At 51.0% G+C, this 24,161-nt stretch carries 29 protein-coding genes; 9 read left to right on the forward strand and 20 right to left on the reverse strand.

Going from position 1 to position 24,161, the window contains the following annotated elements; genetic code table 11:
- Positions 1 to 34: 34 nt before the first annotated feature.
- The 8 genes from L6H70_RS08540 to L6H70_RS08575 form a co-directional block, all read right to left on the reverse strand.
- Entirely contained in the window at positions 35 to 856 is an 822-nt protein-coding gene (locus L6H70_RS08540) for a purine-nucleoside phosphorylase (protein WP_236331856.1), read from the reverse strand.
- 48 nt (positions 857 to 904) lie between these two features.
- Positions 905 to 2,083, reverse strand: coding sequence for a phosphopentomutase (deoB, locus tag L6H70_RS08545; RefSeq protein WP_236331857.1), 1,179 nt, complete (start codon positions 2,081 to 2,083; stop codon positions 905 to 907).
- A 277-nt stretch (positions 2,084 to 2,360) separates the two neighbouring features.
- A complete protein-coding gene (gene xerD / locus L6H70_RS08550; RefSeq protein WP_236331859.1) occupies positions 2,361 to 3,254 on the reverse strand; it encodes a site-specific tyrosine recombinase XerD in 894 nt (297 codons plus the stop codon).
- Positions 3,255 to 3,408: 154 nt separating this feature from the next.
- Positions 3,409 to 3,642: a DUF4227 family protein gene (locus L6H70_RS08555; protein ID WP_236331861.1), complete on the reverse strand. Its 234-nt coding sequence runs from the start codon at positions 3,640 to 3,642 to the stop codon at positions 3,409 to 3,411.
- A 204-nt stretch (positions 3,643 to 3,846) separates the two neighbouring features.
- Positions 3,847 to 4,314 (reverse strand): ferric iron uptake transcriptional regulator, encoded by a 468-nt coding sequence (gene fur, locus L6H70_RS08560; RefSeq protein ID WP_236331863.1) that lies wholly within the window; start codon positions 4,312 to 4,314, stop codon positions 3,847 to 3,849.
- 249 nt (positions 4,315 to 4,563) lie between these two features.
- On the reverse strand, positions 4,564 to 5,187 hold the full coding sequence (spoIIM, locus tag L6H70_RS08565; protein ID WP_236331865.1) for a stage II sporulation protein M: 624 nt from the start codon (positions 5,185 to 5,187) through the stop codon (positions 4,564 to 4,566).
- A gap of 102 nt (positions 5,188 to 5,289) precedes the next feature.
- Entirely contained in the window at positions 5,290 to 6,489 is a 1,200-nt protein-coding gene (locus tag L6H70_RS08570) for an endonuclease Q family protein (protein ID WP_236331867.1), read from the reverse strand.
- Positions 6,480 to 7,052 carry an NUDIX hydrolase gene (locus L6H70_RS08575; protein ID WP_236331869.1) on the reverse strand — a complete coding sequence of 191 codons (573 nt, stop codon included), beginning with the start codon at positions 7,050 to 7,052 and terminating at the stop codon, positions 6,480 to 6,482. Before L6H70_RS08575 ends, L6H70_RS08570 begins: the two co-directional genes overlap by 10 nt.
- Positions 7,053 to 7,129: 77 nt before the next feature.
- Here L6H70_RS08575 and L6H70_RS08580 point away from each other — a divergent pair, with 77 nt between their 5' ends.
- On the forward strand, positions 7,130 to 7,303 hold the full coding sequence (locus tag L6H70_RS08580) for a hypothetical protein (RefSeq protein ID WP_236331870.1): 174 nt from the start codon (positions 7,130 to 7,132) through the stop codon (positions 7,301 to 7,303).
- A gap of 111 nt (positions 7,304 to 7,414) precedes the next feature.
- Here L6H70_RS08580 and L6H70_RS08585 read toward each other — a convergent pair whose 3' ends face one another.
- Positions 7,415 to 8,542 (reverse strand): M20/M25/M40 family metallo-hydrolase, encoded by a 1,128-nt coding sequence (locus tag L6H70_RS08585; RefSeq protein ID WP_236331872.1) that lies wholly within the window; start codon positions 8,540 to 8,542, stop codon positions 7,415 to 7,417.
- A gap of 95 nt (positions 8,543 to 8,637) precedes the next feature.
- On the opposite strand from L6H70_RS08585, the gene prli42 reads away from it, so the two are divergent.
- The gene (gene prli42, locus L6H70_RS08590; protein ID WP_108722016.1) at positions 8,638 to 8,739 is read left to right on the forward strand and encodes a stressosome-associated protein Prli42; all 102 of its coding nucleotides are present in this window, start codon (positions 8,638 to 8,640) and stop codon (positions 8,737 to 8,739) included.
- Positions 8,740 to 8,809: 70 nt separating this feature from the next.
- On the opposite strand, the gene lipB is transcribed toward prli42, so the two are convergent.
- From lipB to lpdA, 5 genes are all read right to left on the reverse strand, one after another.
- The gene (gene lipB, locus L6H70_RS08595; RefSeq protein ID WP_236331874.1) at positions 8,810 to 9,526 is read right to left on the reverse strand and encodes a lipoyl(octanoyl) transferase LipB; all 717 of its coding nucleotides are present in this window, start codon (positions 9,524 to 9,526) and stop codon (positions 8,810 to 8,812) included.
- Positions 9,527 to 9,580: 54 nt separating this feature from the next.
- The gene (locus L6H70_RS08600) at positions 9,581 to 10,975 is read right to left on the reverse strand and encodes a dihydrolipoamide acetyltransferase family protein (RefSeq protein WP_236331876.1); all 1,395 of its coding nucleotides are present in this window, start codon (positions 10,973 to 10,975) and stop codon (positions 9,581 to 9,583) included.
- Positions 10,976 to 11,118: 143 nt separating this feature from the next.
- Positions 11,119 to 12,105 carry an alpha-ketoacid dehydrogenase subunit beta gene (locus L6H70_RS08605; protein ID WP_206101221.1) on the reverse strand — a complete coding sequence of 329 codons (987 nt, stop codon included), beginning with the start codon at positions 12,103 to 12,105 and terminating at the stop codon, positions 11,119 to 11,121.
- 3 nt (positions 12,106 to 12,108) lie between these two features.
- Entirely contained in the window at positions 12,109 to 13,143 is a 1,035-nt protein-coding gene (locus tag L6H70_RS08610) for a thiamine pyrophosphate-dependent dehydrogenase E1 component subunit alpha (RefSeq protein WP_236331879.1), read from the reverse strand.
- A gap of 206 nt (positions 13,144 to 13,349) precedes the next feature.
- On the reverse strand, positions 13,350 to 14,771 hold the full coding sequence (gene lpdA / locus L6H70_RS08615) for a dihydrolipoyl dehydrogenase (RefSeq protein WP_236331880.1): 1,422 nt from the start codon (positions 14,769 to 14,771) through the stop codon (positions 13,350 to 13,352).
- Between the two features lie 168 nt (positions 14,772 to 14,939).
- Between lpdA and L6H70_RS08620 the strand changes: the two genes are divergently transcribed.
- Positions 14,940 to 15,245 (forward strand): DUF2627 domain-containing protein, encoded by a 306-nt coding sequence (locus L6H70_RS08620; protein WP_236331882.1) that lies wholly within the window; start codon positions 14,940 to 14,942, stop codon positions 15,243 to 15,245.
- Between the two features lie 130 nt (positions 15,246 to 15,375).
- On the opposite strand, the gene L6H70_RS08625 is transcribed toward L6H70_RS08620, so the two are convergent.
- The 3 genes from L6H70_RS08625 to L6H70_RS08635 are packed head-to-tail and all read right to left on the reverse strand — an operon-like array spanning position 15,376 to position 19,180.
- A complete protein-coding gene (locus tag L6H70_RS08625) occupies positions 15,376 to 17,226 on the reverse strand; it encodes an ABC transporter ATP-binding protein (protein WP_236331883.1) in 1,851 nt (616 codons plus the stop codon).
- Entirely contained in the window at positions 17,207 to 18,952 is a 1,746-nt protein-coding gene (locus tag L6H70_RS08630) for an ABC transporter ATP-binding protein (RefSeq protein WP_236331885.1), read from the reverse strand. Before L6H70_RS08630 ends, L6H70_RS08625 begins: the two co-directional genes overlap by 20 nt.
- 18 nt (positions 18,953 to 18,970) lie before the next feature.
- Positions 18,971 to 19,180, reverse strand: coding sequence for a hypothetical protein (locus L6H70_RS08635; RefSeq protein WP_206101227.1), 210 nt, complete (start codon positions 19,178 to 19,180; stop codon positions 18,971 to 18,973).
- Between the two features lie 223 nt (positions 19,181 to 19,403).
- Between L6H70_RS08635 and L6H70_RS08640 the strand changes: the two genes are divergently transcribed.
- A complete protein-coding gene (locus tag L6H70_RS08640; RefSeq protein WP_236331888.1) occupies positions 19,404 to 19,973 on the forward strand; it encodes a thymidine kinase in 570 nt (189 codons plus the stop codon).
- 103 nt (positions 19,974 to 20,076) lie between these two features.
- Here L6H70_RS08640 and L6H70_RS08645 read toward each other — a convergent pair whose 3' ends face one another.
- Entirely contained in the window at positions 20,077 to 20,601 is a 525-nt protein-coding gene (locus L6H70_RS08645; protein WP_236331890.1) for a DinB family protein, read from the reverse strand.
- A gap of 137 nt (positions 20,602 to 20,738) precedes the next feature.
- Between L6H70_RS08645 and L6H70_RS08650 the strand changes: the two genes are divergently transcribed.
- The 5 genes from L6H70_RS08650 (at position 20,739) to sda (ending at position 22,789) form a co-directional block, all read left to right on the forward strand.
- A complete protein-coding gene (locus tag L6H70_RS08650; protein WP_236331892.1) occupies positions 20,739 to 21,404 on the forward strand; it encodes a hypothetical protein in 666 nt (221 codons plus the stop codon).
- Positions 21,385 to 21,906, forward strand: a complete 522-nt coding sequence (locus L6H70_RS08655; RefSeq protein WP_236331894.1) for an accessory gene regulator ArgB-like protein — start codon at positions 21,385 to 21,387, stop codon at positions 21,904 to 21,906. Before L6H70_RS08650 ends, L6H70_RS08655 begins: the two co-directional genes overlap by 20 nt.
- Position 21,907: 1 nt before the next feature.
- Complete coding sequence (locus L6H70_RS08660; RefSeq protein ID WP_236331896.1) at positions 21,908 to 22,027, forward strand: cyclic lactone autoinducer peptide; 120 nt, start codon at positions 21,908 to 21,910, stop codon at positions 22,025 to 22,027.
- Between the two features lie 20 nt (positions 22,028 to 22,047).
- Positions 22,048 to 22,383: a LytTR family DNA-binding domain-containing protein gene (locus tag L6H70_RS08665; RefSeq protein ID WP_236331898.1), complete on the forward strand. Its 336-nt coding sequence runs from the start codon at positions 22,048 to 22,050 to the stop codon at positions 22,381 to 22,383.
- Positions 22,384 to 22,609: 226 nt separating this feature from the next.
- Complete coding sequence (sda, locus tag L6H70_RS08670) at positions 22,610 to 22,789, forward strand: sporulation histidine kinase inhibitor Sda (RefSeq protein ID WP_236331900.1); 180 nt, start codon at positions 22,610 to 22,612, stop codon at positions 22,787 to 22,789.
- 143 nt (positions 22,790 to 22,932) lie between these two features.
- Here the strand turns inward: sda and L6H70_RS08675 are convergent, their stop codons facing one another.
- Both L6H70_RS08675 and L6H70_RS08680 read right to left on the reverse strand, forming a co-directional pair.
- Positions 22,933 to 23,241: a hypothetical protein gene (locus tag L6H70_RS08675; RefSeq protein WP_054941481.1), complete on the reverse strand. Its 309-nt coding sequence runs from the start codon at positions 23,239 to 23,241 to the stop codon at positions 22,933 to 22,935.
- Positions 23,242 to 23,361: 120 nt separating this feature from the next.
- Positions 23,362 to 24,021 (reverse strand): helix-turn-helix domain-containing protein, encoded by a 660-nt coding sequence (locus L6H70_RS08680; RefSeq protein WP_236331902.1) that lies wholly within the window; start codon positions 24,019 to 24,021, stop codon positions 23,362 to 23,364.
- Positions 24,022 to 24,161: the final 140 nt, after the last annotated feature.

A 24,161-nucleotide genomic window follows, 5' to 3' on the forward strand; every position in this document is an offset into this window, starting at 1 on the left:
ATTTTTCAACAGATGCCGGTTTGAACAGCGTAGCCTACATCTTCGGAATAAAAGCCAGAACCAGCTTCAAAAAGTGCTCGCGCACACGTTCTGCCGTCTCCATCACCTCGGCATGATTCAAAGGCTGTTCCAGAATACCTGCAGCCATATTGGTAATGCAGGAGATTCCCAGCACTTCAATACCGGCATGGCGGGCCACGATTGTCTCCGATACAGTGGACATTCCTACGGCATCTGCACCCTGGCGGCGCAGCATGACGATTTCAGCCGGTGTTTCATAGTTCGGGCCAAGCAGCCCGGCATAAACGCCTTCCTTGAATTCAAAATTTTGCGCTGCCGCAGCTTCTTTCGCTACTGCAATCAGACGCGGGCTGTAGGCGGTCGACATATCCGGGAAACGTACGCCAAGCGCATTATCATTCGGTCCAGTCAGCGGATTGCGGCCGGTCAGATTCAAGTGATCCGTGATCAGCATCAGGTCACCTGGAGTGAAGTCAGTGTTCACACCGCCTGCAGCATTGGTAACGAGCAGGCTGTTTACGCCCAGCTCTTTCATGACACGCACCGGAAATGCAGTTGTCTCAGGGCCATAGCCTTCATACATATGGAAGCGGCCTTTCATCATGACAACCCGGCGGCCTTCGATCATGCCGATCAGCAGTTCGCCTTCATGCCCTTCTACTGTGGAGACAGGGAAATGTGGGATAGCATTGTAGGGAATTACGACTTCATCTGTAATCAGATCGGCCAGAATGCCCAGACCGGAGCCGAGAATCAAGCCGATTTCCGGAGCTACCGTACATTGATCTTTAATATATGCTACTGCTTCTTGAATGTGGTCTTGAGTCACTGCCATGGTTGTTGCCTCCTTGAGGTTATGCCCGTATCATCCAGGGCTTCTTTATTATTTGAGTTCTGCCAAAAAGCTTGTCCCGTACTGCGGCGCTTTCGCCCCGAAATTATCTGCAATCGTTGCAGCAACATCAGAGAAGGTCTGGCGGATGCCGAGGCTGCCCGGCGTTTTGAATCTTGGGCTGTAAATGAGCAGCGGCACATACTCACGCGTATGATCCGTTCCGCTATGGATCGGGTCATTCCCGTGGTCGGCCGAAATAATCAGCAGATCATCTTCGCTAAGTGTTGACAGCAGTTCCGGCAGGGCTTCGTCAAAAACCTCCAGTGCACGCCCGTACCCTTCCGGATCACGGCGGTGGCCGTACAAGGAATCAAAGTCTACCAGATTGGTGAACAGGAAGCCGTCAAACGGCTTGCGCAGCTCGTCAATCGTGATCTGAATGCCATGCTCATTGCTCTTGGTCGGGTAAGAGGCTGTAACACCTTCTCCGGTAAAGATATCATTGATCTTACCGACAGCGATAACATCTTTGCCGATGTCTTCCAAAGCGTTCATAATCGTCGGTTCCGGAGGCTTCACGGCATAGTCATGACGGTTAGGGGTACGTTTGAAGTCTCCCGGCTGGCCGACATAAGGACGGGCAATGACGCGGCCTACGGAGAATTCAGGTGCCATCGTCAGCTCACGGGCGATTTTGCAGGCACTGTACAGCTCTTCCAGCGGAATAATCTCCTCATGGGCTGCAAGCTGGAACACGCTGTCTGCCGAAGTGTAGACTATCCAGGCTCCGGTCTTCATCTGCTCTTCACCGTATTCTACCAGAATCTCTGTGCCGGAAGCCGGTTTGTTCCCGATGACTTTGCGTCCAGTTGCCGCCTCGAACTTCTCAATCAGTTCAGCGGGGAAGCCGTCCGGATACACATTGAACGGTACCTCAATCTTCAGCCCCATCAGTTCCCAGTGGCCGGTCATCGTATCTTTACCTACAGAGACCTCCTGCATTTTGCCGTAATATCCGGTTGGCGCCTCTACAGGTTCAAGCGGCGGCAGCGGCGCAATATTCGCCAGGCCTAATCTTTGCAGGTTCGGCAGCTTGAGGCCCGGCACCCGCTCCAGAATATGTCCCAGTGTATGGGAACCTTTATCTCCGAAACTTTCGGCATCCGGCGCTTCACCGATACCCACACTATCCAGCACAATAAATCCGATCCGTTTAAATGAGGACATTCATTCATTCACTCCTTAGAAGTTTGCATTCTCTGCGGTCTTAATTCAAACAAGAAGAAACGGCTCTACCTTCTTCCGCAGGGGTGACTCCCCTGGAAAGCCAGCGGGAAATAGCCCGCATGTTAGGTACCCGTTTTCTTGCGAAAGAACCTTCCGGCTTTACCGATGCTCCGGCCATTCTTTCAGTATGATTCCATCATAACTATCTTACTCACAAAAAGCATCTTTTTAGCACGTTAATGTACCGGGTAACGACTAGCCAGCCTCTAAAGACTGTTTACTTGGCCCGCGGATGATGGCTCTCGTAGACTTCCTTCATATTTTTGCGGGCGATTCCGCTATACACCTGTGTAGTAGAGATATCGGCATGGCCGAGCATCTGCTGAACCGAGCGGAGATCCGCACCACCTTCCAGTAAATGAGCGGCAAAGGAATGCCTCAAGGTATGCGGTGTAATATCCTGTTCAATATGGGCTTCACGCGCGTATTTTTTAATGATTTTCCAGAATCCCTGACGGGTTAGCCGTCCGCCGAGACTATTCAGAAACAAAGCAGGCTCATCCTGATTCCCCCGCAGCAGCTTGTCCCGCAACCCGGCTGTGTAGGCAGCAACGCTGTCTGCAGCAATGGTACCGATCGGTACCACCCGCTCTTTGCCGGATGCTGCACTGCAGCGGGCGAATTTCAGCTCCGTCTGCACGTCCTCTACATTCAGGGAGATCAGTTCAGAGACGCGGATACCGGTTGCGTACAGCAGCTCCAGCATTGCCTTATCCCGCATGCCCTGCGGACTGCTCTCATCAGGTGCAGCCAGCAGCCGCTCAATTTCCCCAATACTCAGTATCATCGGCGGCTTCTTGTTGGGTTTGATCATTTCCATATCAAGCGTAGGGTCCTGCTCAATCAGCCTTGCCTTAAGCAAATAGTGAAAAAACGCGCGCAGCGATACCGTGTTCCGGTTCACCGTGGCGGTTGCCCGCCCGGCACCGCGGAGTCCGGCGAGATACTGAATGAGATGCGATCTTCTAATCTCCTCCGGTGATACGATCCCCCGCTCCCCGGCGAATTCCAAAAACTGCGAGATATCGCGTCCATAAGATTCCAGCGTACTCGAAGACAGACCTTTATCAACGGACAGATATTGCATAAAAGGCTGCAAATGTGACTTCATTCTACTCACTCTCCCGTCTGCTCAGGCTGCTCTTCGCGGCTATGCAGCATTTAGGCATGTGAGCCTGGCAACCGGCCTGTAATAACAAACCGGGCAAACTCACCTTTGCTACATTCGACAGACTTCTAGCTTTTTCCTGCTTTTGGCCGCAGCTTCACTCGCCGTACCAGTAGTACAGCCGCAGGCGCTGCCCGGCATTCAGCCCTTCTTCGGGATACGGGGACTCCTGAAACGCCCGGACAGCCGAGCCTTCCGGAATTTCATAATGATCTACCGGACTGATCCAGGCGCCGATCCAGTTCAGCGCATAATAAAAAAGGCAGCTCAGGGCAACCAGCAAAGTCATAAAATACAACCGGCGCACCGTTTTGGGCACAGAGATAATCATTTAAGATACCTCCTAAAAGTTTAGTAACGATGAAGCGCTTTGTACAAAATAGTCTGCGAAAATATAGTTACCACTCACGTTAACTCGTCCTAAACTGTATGCGCCGGATACTGATAGTATGTATTTCTTCTGGAAAAATCATTTAAAAAGCCCCCTCCGGCAGATACCGGGGAGAGCTTGTGCGGTAATTCCTCATCTATAAGCTTATTCGGGAGCGTTGCCGTCCGCAGCATTCTTATCATTACAACGATGGCAAATCCCGTGAAAATCAAGTCTATGATCAAGCACCGTAAAATTATAATCCTTCTCAAGCCGCTCTTCCAGCGGTCCCAGCCAGTCCTCGCGAATCTCGTCCATCGAGCCGCATTGTACACAGATCAGATGATGATGATGATGTTTAGCTGTATCCGTCCGCAGATCATAGCGGGCAACACCGTCTCCGAAATTAATCTTCTCCACGACATGAAGTTCGCTGAGCAGTTCCAGGGTACGATATACGGTGGCGAGACCGATCTCGGGAGCCTTCTCTTTTACAAGCATAAACACATCTTCAGCGCTTAGATGATCATCTTCATTCTCCAGCAGCACTCTTAAGGTCGCTTCCCGTTGGGGCGTAAGCTTATATCCTTGGGATTGTAGCTGTTGTTTTATCTTGTCTATCCGGGCTTCCACCTATCTCCCTCCCCCTTGGAAAATTACCGCACCGGGCACAAAACCACTTCTTACATTATAGGGGGAGTCGCTTTGAGAAGTCAAACGCTTTTAGAATAGGTTCAAGAGCAGGTTCACCCGGCATATATGCAAAAAAAAGGGACCCCGCCGGCGTCCGGCAGGGCCAAGTTCTATTATAAGGGGGTCATGGGACTACTATAAGCCCCGAAGCTTAAAATAGAATGAATGAAAGATAAAGGTTTGATGAAATTAAACCAGCATCGGTGTCACCCATCTCATCATCTCCGGCGTCACCCAAGCCTCGAAACAGGAAATACCCAGTACGAGCACGGCCATCCCGAGGGAGAGCAGCGTATACATGGCAAAAGGTCTGGTCACCGGCGTACGCCGCTGGCCCAGCACGCGGCTGCGGATCATCAGCAGGGAAAAGGCGATAGCCGCTGCACTGCTGACCAGCAGTACCGGAATCAGCACAAGATTGTGCGGAGCCACTGAGACAAGCGCGAACAACATCCCATGCCAAGAATATTCGCTGACCAGGCAGCCGACCGTAAAGCCGATCAGCACCCCTTTGAGAAAATCAAGGATCAGAATCCCCGGCAGTCCGATCACCGACAAGCCCAGAATCCAGATCAGTCCGACCCACTTCAGATTGAGCGCGGCAATGCTCCAGTAGGAATCAGGAGCGGCGGGCAGTCCCTGCTGATCCACAGTGACAAAGAAATTACCCAGGTAATCACCCAGCTCCTGCTGCTGATCAAGTGTCAGCGCACTTACAATAAGTGCTCCAAAAACGACCCCAACCAGGAATAATACCGCAACAAAAATATAAAGAGGCGTCTGTTCCTTAATCATCAGCCGCAAACTGCGCATAGGGACGTTCTCCTTTCAGGTCACATGTTACACCATATGAGGAAACGTCCCGCTGTATGACTTGTCCTTTGGATATGAGAGTGGATCAGGCGCAAGAGCCCGCTATCTCTCGGTGTTCTTCACTTTACCGTAAGTCCCGCCGCCTCCGGATGTCAGTGCAAGCTGGCCGGTACGCGCCAGAACGATCTGTGCCGCTAATTGGGATCCCGCGATTTGAGCAAGCTCCGCCTCGCCGGCACGGTGCAGGATATTCATCTCCGTGCCAAAAGCCGCCAGCAACGCATTCATTTTGGCCTTGCCCAGCCCTGGGATAAACTCGAGCGGAACCTGGTAGTGATAAGGCGGGCGATGTGCCGGAACAAGCGGCTGCTCCCTGTCAGCGATATGCAATATCCGGTCAAACACCCCTTGCACCAGCTTAGGGCTGCCGCAATAGGGGCAGCGTTCCGAGGTGGCATACGCCTCGTCGATAATGCTGCCGCATCCCGCGCAGTAGCTCCGGTGATACTTGCCTAGCCGCGGATTCAGGCCGAAATTGGCACTCACCCTCCGGCCCTCACGGCGCTCCAGCGCAAGGCGCAGCTCGCTGAACGAAGGTTTCGCCATCTCAATTACATTGTACTCGCGGCCGATTTTGCCGAGGGAATGCGCGTCGGAATTGGTCAGGAAGGTATAGCTGTCCAGCTCGGAGATATACCCCGCCATTTCCGAATCCGCGCTGAGGCCAAGCTCAACCGCCGCAATCCGCTCCAGATCAAACAGCTCCGCCATCCGCTCCGCCGCACAACCATATAGCCCTTTATGCGGTGTAAAGATATGCGCGGGAATCAGTATGCCTCCCCGTCCGCAGATCTCATCCTGCAGGTCTCTGGAGGAGGCATACAGGCGCTGCGAGCTGAGGTTGATATTGCGCATATACCGGCTCATCCAGCCGCTGAAATCCTCCATGGCTGCAAGGTCCGGCATGAAAGCCAGCACATGACATTCCTTACGCCCGGGCTCGCGGATTTCGATTTCGCTCCCGAGCAGGAGAGTTGTCCCCCGGTAAGCAATCCCCCCGCCTTCCGCCGTGGTCATTTCACCTGATTCCAGAGAATCCCGGATATCCTGCAGCACGCCCGGCGAATGGCTGTCAATGATGCCGATCAGCTCTATCCCCTTGCGCTCCGCCGCTTCTATGGCGATATTGGCGAAGGTGAGGTTCCGGCTCCCGCTGATTTTGACTGCCTGTCCCGCCGAGGTCCGCCCGATATGCACATGCAGATCGCAGTATAAGCTGCGCAGCTTCGGTTCTAGTGCCATTGACCTGTCAGCGTATAGAGATGCCATGCGTACACTGCCATCATCGTTTTGGCGTCGGCAATCCGCCCGTCTGCAATGTACTGGTACGCTTCCTCCAATGTCAGCTCGGAGACCTCTAAAAATTCATCCTCATCCAGCGCCATATCCCCCGGCTGGGCATTGTCGGTCACATACAGATGAATGATTTCATCCGCGAAGCCGGGTGAAGTATAGAAGGATTTCAGCAGCTTCAGCTCTCCGCTGTGAAAGCCGGTTTCTTCCTGCAGCTCACGTCCTGCGGCGGCCAGCGGGTCCTCGCCTTTATCCAGCTTGCCTGCGGGAATCTCCACTTCCGTACGGTGCATCGGCTGACGGTATTGCTCTACGACCAGCATTTTATTGTTGTTCAGTGCCAGTACCGCCACAGCACCGGGATGTTTCACCACCTCGCGGGTAGCGGTATTGCCGTCCGGCAGCTTCACGGTATCTACCTGAAGGGTAATGATTTTGCCTTCAAAAATCGGCTGCGTGGATAATGTCTCTTCGTCTAATGCCGGGTTGCGGTTTATTTCATCTTTTTTCATAGTTTCATGGTCTCCTTTAACTGGGCTCTGCATAAGGTGTATTATAGCAAACTTAAGGGGAAAGAAGGAATGCAGGCATGAAGGACATTCTTATCCGTACAAGCACATCAGCGGTTACAATCGTAGGCAAGCCTGAGCAGATCAAAGCAGTCATTGCAGGCTGGATACAAAAATACGGACGTGATATGCCCCTGGCTTACGTTCTTCGGCTTCAGGCAGAGTCCCGGATTCATCCGCCCAAAGCCGGCTGAATCATACACTTGCCCGCCTTCACCCGCCGGCTAAACATAAGGAGCTGTTCCCGGGCATTCCCGGTAACAGCTCCTTCATTTCATGTATGCGCCATACAGACGCTCATTGTGTTAAGCTTTCACGCTTTCTTTTACAATTGCTACAACCAGTTCAGCTGTCTTGACGATGTCCTCAGCTTTGATTCGTTCCTTGGTCGTATGAATATGCTCATAGCCAATCGCCAGATTCACCGTCGGAACCTTCAGTCCGTTGAATACGTTAGCGTCGCTTCCGCCTCCCGAAGGGAACAGGCGGGTTTTCAAACCCAGCGAAGTAATCGCCCGGTCGGCAAGTTGAACTACAGGATCATGTTCATTGAAGCTGAATGCGGGATAGATAATCTCACTGCGGAACTCGCACTCTGCACCATATTCCCTCACTGTAGTTTCCAGCGCTTCACGCATGGAAGCAATCTGCAGCTCCACCTTCTCCTGCACAATACTGCGCGCTTCCGCGTCCAGCTGTACATGATCGCAGACGACATTCGTTGGCCCGCCGCCTGCGAACTTACCGATGTTAGCGGTTGTTTCTTTATCGATGCGTCCCAGCTTCATCGCTGAAATAGCTTTGCTGGCGACCTGGATGGCGCTGATGCCGTCCTCAGGGTTAACCCCCGCATGCGCGGATTTCCCAAAAATCTGCATCGTTACTCTCGCCTGTGCCGGCGCGGCTACAGCAATTCCTCCAACTTCACCGTTGGAATCGAGGGCGAAGCCCATATCCGCATCCAGATGGCTCGGGTCCATCGCCCGTGCGCCAAGCAGTCCGGATTCTTCACCCGCTGTAATCACGAACTGAATCTGCCCGTGCGGAATCTTCTGCTCTTGAATGACGCGGATCGCTTCGAATAAGGCAGCCAGTCCCGCTTTGTCATCTGAGCCGAGGATTGTAGAGCCGTCGCTCGTAATCCAGCCGTCTTCCCTGAGGATGGGTTTGATATTTTGTCCCGGAACCACTGTATCCATGTGACAAGTGAATAGCAGCTTAGGTCCTGCCGCACCGCTGTCTGCCGCCCAGGTTACGAACAGATTGCCCGCTCCATGTCCGGTACGCTCCTGGGAGTCGTCCTCGATTGCTGTAAGGCCGAGAGCACTGAATTTTGCTTTTAGCACATCGGCAATCTGCCGTTCATTTCCGGTTTCGCTGTCCACACGGACAAGCTCCATGAACTCCTGAATCAATCGGTCTTGTACTATCACTTAGGCTTCCCTCTCTTTCACAGATACGTTACAATAGTGGTAATGCTTATTTTCATGTACGCTTTAAACTTAAACTAATCCCAAAGGAGTCACTCATGAATCGTCAAAAATGGTTCCGCGTCGTCATTTATGTCATGCTGATCGCCATGGTCGCCTCAACCGTGCTGCTGGTAATCGAGCCCTTTATGGCCGGTTAACGGACAAGCCTTGAAACATTAATAACAGCGTCCGGTTTCCGGGCGCTGTTTGGCATGCCGCAGCTGCCGCTTAATCTGCCGGAACCGCGCTGCTCTCCGCTCGAACCGCCTCATAAGGAAAATGATGCAGAAAATAAGGAATCAACTCCTCCGCCACCTGCTCCAGTTCAAAAGAACGGCCGCTGCATTCCTCCAGTGACGTAATTCCATAACTCGAAATGCCACAAGGAATAATCCCCTGAAATCCGCGCCGTCCGATTCCTTCCGAGATATTGAAGGCAAACCCGTGGCTGGTGATAAACCCTCTGCGTGATCTGCTTTTGTTGAACTTGACACCAATCGCGCAGATTTTCTCATCCCCGACCCACACACCGGTATACTCCGGCTTGCGTGTTCCCTCGATCCCCTGGGCTGCCAAATAATCAATGATAACAGACTCCAGGCGGCGCAGATAACCGCGTAAATCCACCTTGCCCTCTTCCCCGAGCTTTAGCAGCGGATAGCCGACAAGCTGGCCCGGCCCATGATATGTAATGTCTCCTCCACGGTCGATTTCAAACAAGGCAATACCTTGCTGCTCCAGCTGTTCCTTGCTTAAGAGCAGATGCTCCGGATGATTCTGTGAACCGATGGTGTAGGTAGGCGGATGCTGCAAAAGAATCAGCCGTTCATTAGCTTCTCCGGCATCGATCGCCAGTACGGATTTCTTTTGCAGCTCCCAGGCCGCGCCATACTCCATCAGGGGGTGATATGAAAACTCCAGCTTACCAAGTTCCGGTTGATTCATCACTTCAGCTCCCCGCTTGGATATCAGTCTTCCGATTTAGGATTCAAATTTAAACTAATACAGTTTGGTGTCGGGCGTATAGCTTTCCAGATTATCTTTTACACGCTGCAGGAAACGGCCGCAAATGACGCCGTCCAGAATCCGGTGATCCAGGGACAGACAGATGTTGGCCATGGAGCGCACGGCAATCATGTCATTGATAACGACAGGCCTTTTGACGATGGATTCGAACGTCAGAATCGCCGCCTGCGGGTAGTTGATGATCGGGTAGGACAGAATAGAACCGAAGGAACCGGTGTTATTGACGGTAAAGGTACCACCCTGCATATCATCCAGGCGCAGCTTGCCCTCGCGGGTCTTCTGGGCCAGTTCATCGATCTCGCGGGCCAGCCCAGCGATATTCTTCTGGTCGGCCTTTTTGATAACCGGCGTCATGACGGAATCCTCTGTACCGACAGCAAGCGCGATATTGATATCACGTTTGACGATGATTTTATCAACAGCCCAAACCGAGTTCATAATCGGGTAATCTTTGATCGCACTGACCACAGCCTTCATCATAAAGGCGAGATAAGTCAGATTGATCCCTTCCTTGCGTTTGAACTCATCCTTAATTTTGTTGCGCAGCACGACCAGATTGGTTACATCCACTTCAATCATCGTCCAGGCATGCGGAATTTCTGACACACTCTGGCGCATTCTTGTCGCGATTGTGTTGCGGATCGGCGTAACGTCGATCAGATATTCCGAGCTGCTGCCAAGTCCGCCTTCCACCTCAATCGTTGGAATACGAGGGGACTCGCTCAGGTGAAGACCGGAATGGCGGACCGGCTCCAGCTTCTCCTGTACCTCCGCCTGAATGGCCTGCAGCGCAGGCTGCTGGGAGGCTTCAGGCACAGTCCGGGCTTCTGGCGCAGCTTGAACGGCAGCAGCGCCGCCGTTCTCCAGGAACATCAGCACATCCTTGCGTGTGATGCGTCCGCCGAGTCCGGTGCCCGGCACGGCGCCTAGGTCAATGCGGTGCTCAGCGGCAAGCGTCTGCACCGCCGGTGAGTAGCGGGAGCGCATCGGCGCGTCCGCTGCTGAAGGAGCCAGCGCAGCCGGCCGGCCCGGTGCGGCAGGCGTGCCTAGGGCAGGCGCAGCGGAAGCTGCCTGCGGTACGGCCTTTGCTGCCGGTGCGGAGCTTCCGGCAGGCGCGGCTACGGCGATGCGGGCGATGATCTCGCCCACGCTGACCGTCTGGCCTTCCTCGGCCAGCAGCTCTACCAGCGTACCTTCCACGGTGGAAGGGAGCTCGGCATTCACTTTATCGGTAATGAGGTCACAGAGCGGTTCATATTGCTCCACCATATCCCCTGGCTTCTTCAGCCATTTGCCAATCGTAGCTGACACCAGTGATTCCGCAAGCTGCGGCATAATCACATCGGTCAGCTTTGTATTGTCAGACATATTGTCACTCCTTAAAGTTTTGTAAGCAGATGCTTCCTGGAATTACTTCGTACAAAACTCACTCCGGAAGCATACACTTAAGTTTTGTTAGCGGATGATTCCTGAATTAACTTCGTACAAAACTCACTTCGGAATCATGTTAATCAGTACTGTGCCAGCCGGAGCATTTCCGCCTTCACTTTATCCTTGCTCAGCATGAAGAACTTCTCCATCGGCGGACTAATCGGCATCGCCGGCACATCAGGACCGCACAGGCGGAAGATCGGTGCGTCCAGCTCGAACAGGCAGTGTTCAGCGATAATCGCTGCCACTTCACCGCCGATGCCACCGGTTTTGTTGTCCTCGTGGACAATTAGCACCTTGCCGGTCTGGCGGGCCGCCGCAATAATCGCGTCACGGTCAAGCGGCTGCAGGGTGCGCAGATCAAGAATATGCGCGGTAATCCCTTCCTCGCGCTCCAGTTCCTCTGCTGCCTGCATCGCAAAATGCAGTGGCAGACTGTACCCGATAACTGTGATATCACTGCCTTCACGCAGCAGGTTCGCTTCGCCGATCGGCACGGTGTAATCACCTTCAGGCACATCTTCCTTAATCAGCTTGTAGCATTTCTTATTCTCAAAGAACAGCACCGGATCAGGGTCTCGTACGGCAGACTTCAGCAGGCCCTTGGCATCGGCTGCCGAATAAGGCGCTACGATCTTCAGTCCGGGCGTACCGAAGAAGATCGATTCCGGGCACTGGGAATGATACAGTCCGCCGAAAATCCCTCCGCCGATCGGCGCACGGATCACAATCGGGCAGCTCCAGTCGTTATTGGAACGGTAGCGGATTTTGGCCGCTTCACTGATAATCTGGTTGGTGGCCGGCAGCATGAAATCTGAGTACTGCATTTCCGCAATCGGCTTCATACCGTACATCGCTGCCCCGATGGCAACACCGGCAATCGCCGATTCGGCCAGCGGTGTATCCATCACACGCTCTTCTCCGAATTGCTCCTGCAATCCCTTAGTGGTGGTGAACACACCGCCCTTGAGGCCAACATCCTCGCCGAGCACAAATACCGAATCATCGCGTTCCATTTCTTCCTTCATCGCCAAACGGATGGCATCGATATATTCCATCATCGCCATGAGTTATGCTCCTCCTTTGAGGCCGGAATCATCGTACACATGCAGCAGCGTGTCTTCCGGTTTCGGAAACGGTGCATTTTCGGCGTATGTGATAGCCTCTTTAAGTTCCAAATTATATTCAGCGGCAAGATCGCGCTCCTGCTCGTCACTCCACAGTCCTAGTCCGGTTAGATAAGTGCGGAACGCGGCGATGCCGTCTTTTTTCCAGTTTTCGTCGACTTCTTCCTTGGTCCGGTAAGCCAGATCATTGTCAGAGGTCGAATGCGGTGACAAACGGTACATCATCGCTTCAATCAGTGTCGGCCCTTCCCCGGCAATCGCACGCTCCCGTGCCTCCTTAACCACACGGTACACTTCCAACGGATCATTGCCGTCAACGCGCACACCCGGGAAGCCGTAGCCCAGCGCACGGTCGCTGATTTTGCCGCCAAGCTGCTTGTGGACCGGAACAGAAATCGCATACTGGTTGTTCTGGCAAAAAATGATGACCGGCAGCTTATTCACACCCGCAAAATTGCAGGCCTCATGGAAGTCCCCCTGGTTGCTGGAGCCTTCCCCGAAGGTGACAAAGGAGACGAACTTCTTCTTCTTCATCTTAGCTGCCAGTGCGAAGCCAACCGCATGCGGAACTTGGGTTGTCACAGGACTTGAGCCCGTCACGATGCGCAGGCGCTTGCTGCCGAAATGGCCCGGCATCTGCCGGCCACCGCTGTTGGGATCCTCCGCCTTAGCGAATACGGACAGCATCAGCTCACGCGTAGTCATACCCACCGACAATACAAAGGCGTAATCGCGGTAATACGGTAAAAAATAATCATTCTGCCGATCCAGCGCAAACGCTGCTGCAACCTGCGCCGCCTCCTGGCCGATACCGGAGACATGAAAGTTGATCTTGCCGGCACGCTGCAGCAGCAGACTGCGCTCATCGTACTTGCGCCCGAGCTGCATATATCTGTACATATCAATGACCTGGCCGTCTGTGAGTCCAAGCTGTGAATGTCTGTTAACCGTTCCTACAGTAGTACCTTGGGATTCCATACAGAGGTACCTCCTAAATATTTTGATTCGTACAACTCCATCTATTGTGCCCTGATCTTATAACCAGGTACTAAACCTAACTCAAGATCATTATAAGCCCTTTACAGTCAAAAAGAAAAGAGAGGAAAAGCCGGAATAGCGCTATTTTACGGTCCTGAGACGTAATTAGCTCTGTTTCGGCTTCTTTTTATTACCTGCATCGTTTCCTAGAATCCGATTGCTCTGCCATCCACAGCCAGCATAGCTTCTCCAATAATCTCGGACAAGGTCGGATGGGCATGGATCGCTTCCCCGATCTCCCAAGGTGTGGCATCCAGCAGCTGCGCCAGCGCAGCTTCCCCGATCAGGTCGGTCACATGCGGACCGATCATCTGCACCCCAAGAATATCACCGCTGATGCGGTCAGCAACAACCTTAACGAAGCCATCCTTCATACCGTACACAATCGCCTTGCCGATGGCCGAGAACGGGAATTTTCCTGTCACCACATCATGACCGAGGCTCTGGGCTTCCTTCTCTGTATAACCGACACTGGCTACTTCCGGCCTTGTATAGACACAGCGGGGAACAAGGTGGGCATGATATGGATGAAGCTTCTCGCCGGCCAGATGATTGACGGCACGAATACCTTCATGGCTCGCAGCATGGGCCAGCTGAAGTCCCCCGATGCAATCACCGATCGCATAGATATGGGGCTCGCCTGTCTGCATGTTGTCATTGACCTCGATAACCCCTTTATCAAAGCGGATATCGGTATTTTCCAGCCCGATGTTCTCAATATTAGCTACTCTGCCTACAGAGACCAGCAGCTTTGCGGCGGACAACGTCTGGCTCTGATCCCCTTTGCGGGCTTCGATGGTTATACCGTCCTCCGTCACCACGCGGGTCTCCGCATCGACAGTGGTTCCGGTCAGAACCTTCACCCCGCGTTTTTTGAGCAGGCGCATGAGCTCCCTGGCAATCTCCGCATCCTCGAACGGCAGCAGCTGGTCTGCTGCTTCCACAACCGTAACCTGTACGCCAAAATCCGCCAGCATCGAAGCCCATTCCACTCCGATCACTCCGCCGCCTACGATAATGATCGAAGCCGGCAGCTCTTCCAGCGTCAGCGCTTCTTCACTGCTGAGAATAACGTGGCCGTCCGGTGTAAGGCCGGGCAGTACACGCGGACGGGAGCCCGTCGCGATAATCAGATGGGTAGAGACCACCGTCTCCATTTCGCCATCCTCCAGCTCCACTGCCACGGCACCGCTGCGCGGGGAGAAAATTGAAGGGCCGATAATACGTCCCTTGCCCTTCACTATCTGAATTTTATTTTTGCGCATTAGAAACTGTACGCCCTGGTGCAGCTGCTCGACGACTGCTTCCTTGCGGCTCTGTACTTTCGGAAATACCAGCTTTACGCCGGCAGTTTCGATCCCGTAGCTCTCGCTCTCTTGTATTTCAGCATATACCTCTGCACTGCGCAGCAGCGACTTGCTCGGAATGCAGCCGCGGTGCAGGCAGGTTCCGCCCAGTTTGTCCATTTCGATGACGACGACAGACTTACCCAGCTGGGCCGCGCGGATCGCTGCCACATAACCGCCGGTTCCTCCGCCCAGAATAGCCACGTCACAGGAAATTGTCATTATATGTATCCTCCAGTCATTACTCATAAGTTCTGCATAACTCCCTACATTGTACTCCCTTTTAAGCCTAATACAAAACTTATAAACGTCATGTAAACATGGACTTTTACCGGTTGAAGCGTTATCATATGGGTGAATCCAAAGGCCTGCAAGGGAGATGAATCCTAAATGAAACTGCTCATTTCACGCTTCATTGCTATTCTTATTCTCGTTCTTCCGGGTCTGATGGCGATGAAGGGCTTCCTGATGATGAAGGATGATATTTTCAACTACGTCTCCATGCACGGCGATGATACGGTAACACCCGTATTTGCCTGGCTGCATTTTGGCGGCGGACTGCTTCTGTTCCTGGCAGGAATGAGCTTCCTCGGCGGTTGGATTCTGACCAGGGACCGCAAGAAGAACTACGTGGGACCCAGATTCCGGGAAAAGCAAAAAGCCCAGCAGCCGGCCTCACCGGATACAACGGTTTAAACATACCATTCTATTTCGGGCCTTAGCCGAGATTACACACTAACCCCCTTTAGTTTAGTCTTCCATTTCAATCTAAATACAAAATACAAAAAGGCAGCTCCGGTAAAACGGATCTGCCTTTTGTATTGCTTTATTCTGCCCGTGAAGCTGCGGAAGCCCCCCGCACCAGCTCACTGTACAATCCGCCTTGCCGCAACAGCTCCTCATGGGAACCCTGCTGCTCCAACCGTCCGTTCTTGAGCACCAAAATGCGATCCGCAGCGCGGATCGTGCCCAGCCTATGGGCAATGACAAAGCTGGTCCGGCCCTTCATCAGCGCCTGCAGACCCTCCTGAATCTTGATTTCGGTCACGGTATCAATGCTGCTTGTCGCTTCGTCCAGTACGAGCATTGACGGGTTAGCCAGAATCGCCCGCGAAATCGCCAGCAGCTGCTTCTGCCCCTGGCTGATCCCGTTTCCATCCACCGACAGCATCCGGTCATACCCGCCTCGCATACGCATAATAAAAGCATGAGCTCCCGCAAGCTTCGCCGCCTGCTCCACTTCCTCATCCGTAGCCTCCAGCCTGCCGTAGCGGATGTTGTCACGAATCGTCCCCTTGAACAGAAAGGAATCCTGCAGCACAAAAGCCATATGGCTGCGCAGACTTTCCCGCCGGATGGAGGACAAGTCCTGGCCGTCGAGTGTGATGCTGCCTTTGTCCGGATCATAAAAACGCGACAGCAGCCCGATCAGCGTGGTTTTACCCGCACCCGTAGGCCCGACCAGGGCGATCATCTCCCCAGGCTTCGCTTCAAAGCTGATATCCTGCAGAATATCAGCCCCTTCGTCATAGGAGAAGGATACCCCCGAAAACTTCACCGCACCTTCCACATGCTCCAGCAGATGTGCAGCGCCTTCATCCCTCGCTTCCTTTTCCTCGTCCATCACTTCGAACACCCGCTCCGCTCCGGCAATCGCCGACAAAAGGGTGTTCCACTGATTAGCCAGGTCATTCAGCGGCCGTGTGAACTGGCGTGTATATTCCACAAAAGCGATAATCACTCCGACCGTGACCAGGCCGCGGATGGCCAGCAGACCGCCGACCCCTGCAACGATAGCAAAGCTCAGATTGTTTAGCCCGTTCATTAATTTGGGAATAAAGCCGGAAATCGACTGTGCCCAGTACCCGGACAGCATGATACGCCCGTTCCGCTCGCGGAAACCGTTGATTACCCGTTCCTCCTGGGAGAAGGCCTTTATAATCCGCTGGCCGGACAAAGTTTCCTCAATGAATCCGTTAAGCTCGCCCAGATTGCGTTGCCGCTCTTTAAATAGCGGGCCTGTACGCCGCGTAATCCAGCGCATGCCTAGCGTCATCAGCGGCACGACAATGAACGTCAGCAGAGTGAGCAGTGGACTCAGCCACAGCATTACCCCAACCGTCCCCAGTAAGGTCAAGACACTCGAGAAAATTTGGATTGCCGAGCTGTTAAGTGTAGAGCTGATATTCTCGATATCATTCGTCAGGCGGCTCATAATCTCACCCTGCTGCCTGCGGTTAAAGAAGGAGATCGGCAGACGGTGCAAATGTGCGAACAGATCCGTACGGATCCGGTATACCGTCTCCTGGGCAATTTCGATCATCCAGATATTCTGCAGCCATGACGTAAGAGAATTAAATATATACACCAAGGCCAGCGTGATTAAAAAAACGATCCATGTGCTGCCGCCGTCTCCCTCCAGGTAATGATCCACTGCTCTGCTGATCAGATACGGCCCCAGCAGGGCAAGCCCGGAGCTAAGCAGAACCATCACCAGCACCAGGATCAGCTTTGCCTTGCGTGCAGCTAGATAAGCCCAGATCCGTTTCAGTGTAGCTGATGAATTTTTCGCCCTGGCTTTCGGCTTCCGTCCGGCGGGGGATCCGAAGCTCTTCCCCTCGCCCAGTCCCAGTTCCAGCTTCGGATGGCGGAAAGGCTCAAGTAGTGCTTTGAACATGCTGCACCGCCTCCTCATTCTGTGATTCGTTAATTTTGCGGTAAAGTGCTGAATCCTTCATCAGCTCCCCGTGTGTTCCCCCGGCGATCAGCCTGCCCTCATCAAGCAGCAGAATCAAATCAGCAGAGACTGTAGAGCTAATCTTCTGGGTAATGAGAAAGGTGGTACAGGACATTTTTTTGAGTTCTTTCAGCAGCAGCCCCTCTGTAACCGCATCAAGGGCACTGGTGCTATCATCAAGAATCAGAATTGCCGGCTTCCTTACGAGTGCCCTGGCAATGGTCAACCGCTGTTTTTGGCCTCCGGACAGATTGACCCCACGCTGGCCCAGCATCGTCTCATAGCCTTGAGGCAGACCAGTGATCGTCTCATGGATCTGGGCTGCCGCAGCCGCCCGTTCAATCTCCTCTATCGTAGCATGCTCATTTCCCCAGGCAATATTTTCACGCACCGAACCGGAGAACAGCATGATCTCCTGCGGAACATAACCAATAGACCTGCGCAGCCTGTTAACCTCCATCTCAGAGCTGTTCTCTCCATCAATCCTGATGATCCCGCTGTCAGGCTCGTATAGACGGGGAATCAGGCTCACCAGCGATGACTTTCCAGAGCCGGTTGCGCCCATGATGGCTACACGCTCACCAGGCTGAACCGCAAATGAGATTTGCTCCAGCACAGCTATATCGCTTCCTGGGTAACTGAAGCACACATCAGTGAATTCCACTCTGCCTTCGATGGATGCCCCGCTTACCTGTACATTGGCCGATCCGGTTTCTCCCCGGCCTTCGGATGAGGACATTACTTCCGAAATGCGCTGTTCCGAAGCAACAGCCCGGGAGAAGGTCGCCATAATCCAGGAAAGGGCCGACATCGCCCCAATGGTACGCAAGGCGTAGTTAATAACTGCGACAGTCTCCCCCAGCGTAGCTTGCCCGGCAGAAATTTCAATTCTCCCAAACCACAGCACAGCTACAATTCCCGCGTTTACGATCAGCATAATGAGCGGTCCCATCGTTTCGGTTAACCTTAATGCAGCAACAGTGGATTTCATCAGATCCCCGCTGTACGAAGCAAAGCGGCCGATCTCATGACCCATTCGAACAAATACCCGGATGAGTCGGATGCCTGTAAGATTCTCCTGAATGACACCGTTTACACCGTCAACTCTGCTCTGCACAATCTTGAACAAGGCCGAAGACCTGCGCATCACCCAAGTCAGTACCACAATCAGCAGCGGCAGCGTGACGGCCAGCAATAAGCCCAGCTTCACATGCACGACCAGCGCCATAATTACACTGCCCAGCACCACCAGCGGTACACGGGTCATAAAACGCAGTGCCATAAATACCGTATCCTGCAGCTGCGTCACGTCCCCGGTCAGCCGTGTGATCAGTGAAGAAGTCTGAAAACGGCTGAACACTTCATAAGTGAAGGACTGCACCTTTTCGTACAGCTTATCCCTAAGATCATAAGCAAAGCCCTGGCTGGCATGAGAGGCAAAAAAAGAACTCAAAATGCCTGCCGCAAACGCTATTACAGCGCTAAGGGTGAGCACACCGCCCCACAGCCAGACCACCGCCATATCCTTTTCCCTGATTCCGTTATCGATAATCTTCGCGATCAGCAAGGGCTGTGACAGCTCCACTGCCAGCTCAATTCCCATCATTACCAGTGCGGCAATAGCTGCTACCCTGTATTTTTTGAGATATAAGAAAATTAGGTTCATCGGCGTTATCCTCTTGTTCTATTCGTAAAGTGCATCCCGCAAACGGGTAGACATTGCTGAGCCTTGACCGCTCTTCAAAATAACCCGCCGCAGTGCCTTGTTACTGCGTTGTAGCTCTGCCAGCTCGTCCATCATTTCCGACATTAGGCTTTGCGCCTCTGCAGACAGCCCCCCGTTCTCCATCACCCCGGCCAGTCTTTCTTGGAATTGCTCCAATTTATCTGTCACCTGCCATACTTCCTTCCTAATAAGAGTTCTCCAGCTGAAAACACAAGTGCGTACATTATAACACATCTGATGTAATGATCTTTACCTCAGGTGCGCCGCAGACGGAAAGTTTGGGATTCAACATGTTTTCACTGGCTAGCTCGGCTGCTCATATGATACTCTAATAAAGTCGCATTTTTAGGAATACTATACTTCAGGTTATAGAGCGAAAGGACAGATGGACGTGGCACAGTTGTTTTTCAAGTATGGGGCAATGAACAGCGGTAAATCCATTGAGATTCTCAAGGTAGCCCATAATTACGAGGAGCAGGGCAAGTCGGTGCTCATTTTCACCCCATCCCTGGACGATCGGGACGAGGTCGGGTATATTTCCTCCCGCATCGGACTGCGCAAGCAGGCCATACCTGTCGATGAGAATACGGATATTTACAGCATAGTAAGCAGCAATCTACCGAAGCCCCACTGCGTGCTGATTGATGAATGCCAGTTCCTCAGCAAGGATTGCATCCTTCAGCTGGTGCGGATCGTGGATGAATTGAACATTCCGGTCATGGCCTTCGGCCTGAAAAATGATTTCCAGAACAATCTCTTCGAAGGCAGCAAATACATGCTGATCTACGCCGATAAAATTGAAGAGATGAAGACCATCTGCTGGTTCTGCGAACGAAAAGCCACGATGGCACTGCGGGTTGAGAACGGCAAGCCCGTCTACAGCGGCAAACAAATCCAAATCGGCGGCAATGAAGCTTACTACCCGGTCTGCCGCAAATGTCACAAGAATCCTCCCCTGTAAACAATAAAAAAGCATTCCGGCGCCGTTATACATACGCTGGAATGCTTTTTTTAGAGAAATTTTAGCTTTGAATGACTTTCAGCGCCTCATACTCCACAGTCGATCACGCCTGCTTCAAATAACGCTCCTGCAATACATTCATGTGATGCCGTTCATGTCCAATGATCAGGCAGGCCTGAGCTCTGACTGTCATAGGCACCGAGAAAAACTGCCCTGCCTTAGTCCAAGAATCAGCCGGCAGGCTTTCCAGCAATGCAAGCGTAGACTCACGAACGATCCGGTAGTGAAGCAGCATTTCCTTCAAGCTGAACCGGTCGAAATCTCCTGCCGCCACATAATCATTCTCATCGTATCCGGGCAGCGGCGCCTGCTCACCTCTGGCAAAACAAAGAAGGCGGTAGGACATGATCCGGTCGTTATCCGTCAAATGGCCAATCATCTGCTTGATGCTCCATTTTCCCGGTGCGTACCTGTAGCTTCCCTGCTCTTCAGTGAGACCCTCCAGCAGCGTAAAGATTTCCTTAGACTGCTCGCGGAGAATAGCCGCCAGATCTCCCTCAGATGGTACTAAAGAGATGTACGCTGTTTGATACTCCAAATATTCACTTTTTTCCGGACGCTGATTCATATAAACGGCCCCTTCCACTCCCAATTTTATGAAAAAATTTGACGAAATGCATAAAATGCCATTGTTGTATTTTAGTATATTATGTATAATCTTTGCAAGATTAAGGAAAAGTTAATCTATTCATCGGGAGTGTAGGCATGCTGGATTTTGTGCTTTATATGTTTTTTTCAGGGTTGGAAACATTCGCAATGTTTTTTCTGGCTTTCAGCTTATTCAAAATTGACATTTATCCAAAAGAGATGATTTTTGCTGGTTTTATAATGGCGTTCTTCTCCTATGTTATTCGAGTGAATTATGAATGGGTGGAGCTAGACATCATTATCCAATATGCTCTGATGTTTTGCTTTTTTTGGTTGCTATTCCGCATTCATTTATTCTATTCAGCTATTTTAACTGGGATGACCTATCAAGCCTATACTTTCATTCAAATTGTTTTTATTTCATTATTCAAAAATATTGGAATTTTCTCAACACATAATTTTTTTGGGGTCGATATCAACGCGTATATAATGCAAGTTTTATCAGCTGCTTCTGCTATTCTTATCGGATGCTACATAGGTCGTAGACGTAAAGGTTTCGATTTTATTCCGGATAAGCCAAACGGTTTGATAAAAGTCACCAAACGGGAAATACTGTTGTTTATCTTAAACCTTCCTACTGCTGCTATACTTATCTCTATCAAGCATCTCTTTAATTCTACATACTTCTTAACTGTTCCTTTAATCTATGGTTTTCTGCTCTTTTGCTATATATATCTATCTTATACAAAGGACCGAAGCGGGAATGAATACACTAAGCTATAAGCTGGCAACTATCATAAAACAAGCTAACCCTCAGGAAACCGGCTCTGTTGAGGTTATGCAATATGCCCTTAACCTTATTCTTAATAGTCTGTTGATCGTAACAGTGTCACTGCTAATCGGCTGGTTTACGGGCAGCTTTGCCGGCACTGCAATCGTTCTTTTCAGCTTTGCAGTCCTGCGGTTTTTCTCTGGTGGTAAGCATCTCAAGACTGCTGCAGCCTGCAATGTTTTTACCATTACCCTGTGTTCTTCGCTACCTCATGTCTCTTACCTGTTCAAGGATAACTTATGGCTAATTAATATAGCGTCCCTGCTCTTGATTTTAGCTTTTTCCCCAAATCCTGACGTCAATGCCCAAATTCCTCATCACTGGTATCCCTGGATGAAGCTAATCTCTGCACTGATGGTTAGCGCCAATTTTTTGATTGCTTCGGATGTGATAGCATTAGCATTTTTTGCTCAATGCTTAACCATTATCAGTACTAAGAAAGGAGGAGCTTAATATGAAAAAAACCATTGCCCGTTATGCTTCTAAGACATTAACTTCATCTGCCCGTTTTTTCTCTACTGTATTGAAACCTTGGGCACACAGCCCGGAAGCACCCAAAGAATTGCGTAAGTAATCAAACAAGGATGGGAAAACATGCGTGTCTTACAAAACGACGGCTCCTCCCTGGATATCAGGGAAGAAGATATATTGTATTTTTCGAGTTTTAAGAATGCAATATTCGTCCATACGAAAGAAGGCGAGTTTGTTCTCCCCACTACTCTTTCCGATCTGTTGATTGCTTACAAGGGTAAAGGATTCGAACGCCTTGACCGTAACAATGTTGTCAGTCTTGACAACGTTGACAAGTACGACGCCGAGCGGAAAATTGTTCATTTTACCGAAGGCGAACAATTTGCCACTGTCTCGGAGTCTAACGAACCGCGAATCAAGAGATTCCTGGCTTCCCGTTTAAAAAAATCTGCAGACTGATACGCTGCGGGTTATAGCTCTCTACTACTCCCAGTGTCTAGCAGGCACTGGGATTTTTTTCAATTCAATATTGATGAAAACAAATTTATAATTATTACATATTCATCCTGTTTTGTAAAGGGTGATTCGCAGGGCGAATGCCAGGAGACGGATAACCTTCCAAATGGTACCATTTAAATAGATTAGCTACAATTTAAATCATTATACTATTTGATGGAGGAATCTAATGGATTATTATTTTCATCCTTCTCCGCGACCCTCATCACTTGAATTATTATCTGACGAGCAGTTGTTGAATATCTATGAATTAGCGGTGGAGGCAAAAGCTTCGCCTGATTTTATTGAAATTATAGTAAGTGTTCTATCTGGAAGAAAATCTGCAGCCTCTAAGCTTCAGGATGTGTGAGCACATTGTTCCAGCCTGCTTCTACATAATTCATTTCAATAACCATAATTTCAAAACCTATATCTAAAGAAGCCATCCCTCACTTCCGTGAAGAGGATGGCTTCTTTGCATGCGGACCGGAACACAGCGTCATACTCGCCCGACTACTCGATAAATTCAGTTTTAAACACATTATCTAACTTCCCGCCAAGTCTTTTTTTGAGCGGCACTTTAATATCACGGCCTAGTTCCTTAAAGAAGGTATCGACATCGCATTTCACATTTTGTGCCATCGCAATAACCGTACCGTCACCTACGATGTTCTGGTTTACTTCAAGAGGCACATCGACTTCGATGTCGTATTTCTTGGTCAGGGTCTTGATGTAACGGGCGAAAATCTCCAGCAGCTCTTCATTGTTGAAATTTTCGATTGCGGCTTTTCCCTTGGTGGTAAATTTCATGTTAATTCTCATTAATAGATATCCCCTTTTCTGTCGAACCATTTTTTGTTGGTTTATGGATCAAGATGAATAGATGGCTGCAAGAAAGGGCAACATTATTCATTTTTGAAAACTGGTTGTACCGGCTCACAGCTACTTAAAAGCCCCTTTAACCTGCTGCGCCTTAAACTGGGTGAATTCCTTCAAAGCCTGAATAATCTCGTCCTGCTCCTCTTCCTTGAGCTCGTAGATATACTCCCTCAGCCACTCCCCGAACAGATAGGCTTGCCGGCCTTTGCGGGGCTGTTTCCGCAGTGAATCCAGATTTCCTTCAAACTTGTCATTGAGTACATCCGTAAGATTATATTTCTCAATTTTTTCTATTACCATTCCTGCCCCATATTCCGTTTCATAAACGATAACTTCGTCTGAATCAAACGAAACATAAGACGTCTCCTTACCTTCCTTAGCCCGAAACGCCTTCAGCTTATTAAAAGCTGTCTCATATCTGTAATCCTGTGACTGATCATGTAGCGGCTGCTTGTATCCCTGCTTCAACGTCTTAATATATTCAATATCAGGCATGTAATCGGCCAGGTGGTACATCCGGTTCTTGAGATCACTTCCGAGCGCTTCGATTATTTTGTCCAGGTTGTCTTTTAGAGGAATGCTTTCTCCCCGTTCAATCTTGCTAAGCTGTGAGTAGCTGATGCCGCTCTTCTCTTCCAGACCCCTTAAGGTCAAACCTCGCGCTTTCCTGAAGTGCCGGATAAAGTCTCCGAGCTCATCGGGATAATGATCGAAATCGTTCATGGGGTCACCTCTACCTCTATCATAACACAAGATAACACTTTGTGTTTCAATATAACAATTAATACCTTAAAATATCTTTATCCAAAAAAGGTCCCGGCTCTAGGGAGTCGGGACCTTTTTTGCAAATTTAAGAATTTCTG

It is taken from the genome of Paenibacillus auburnensis, assembly GCF_927798115.1.
Taxonomy (GTDB): domain Bacteria; phylum Bacillota; class Bacilli; order Paenibacillales; family Paenibacillaceae; genus Paenibacillus_AQ; species Paenibacillus_AQ auburnensis.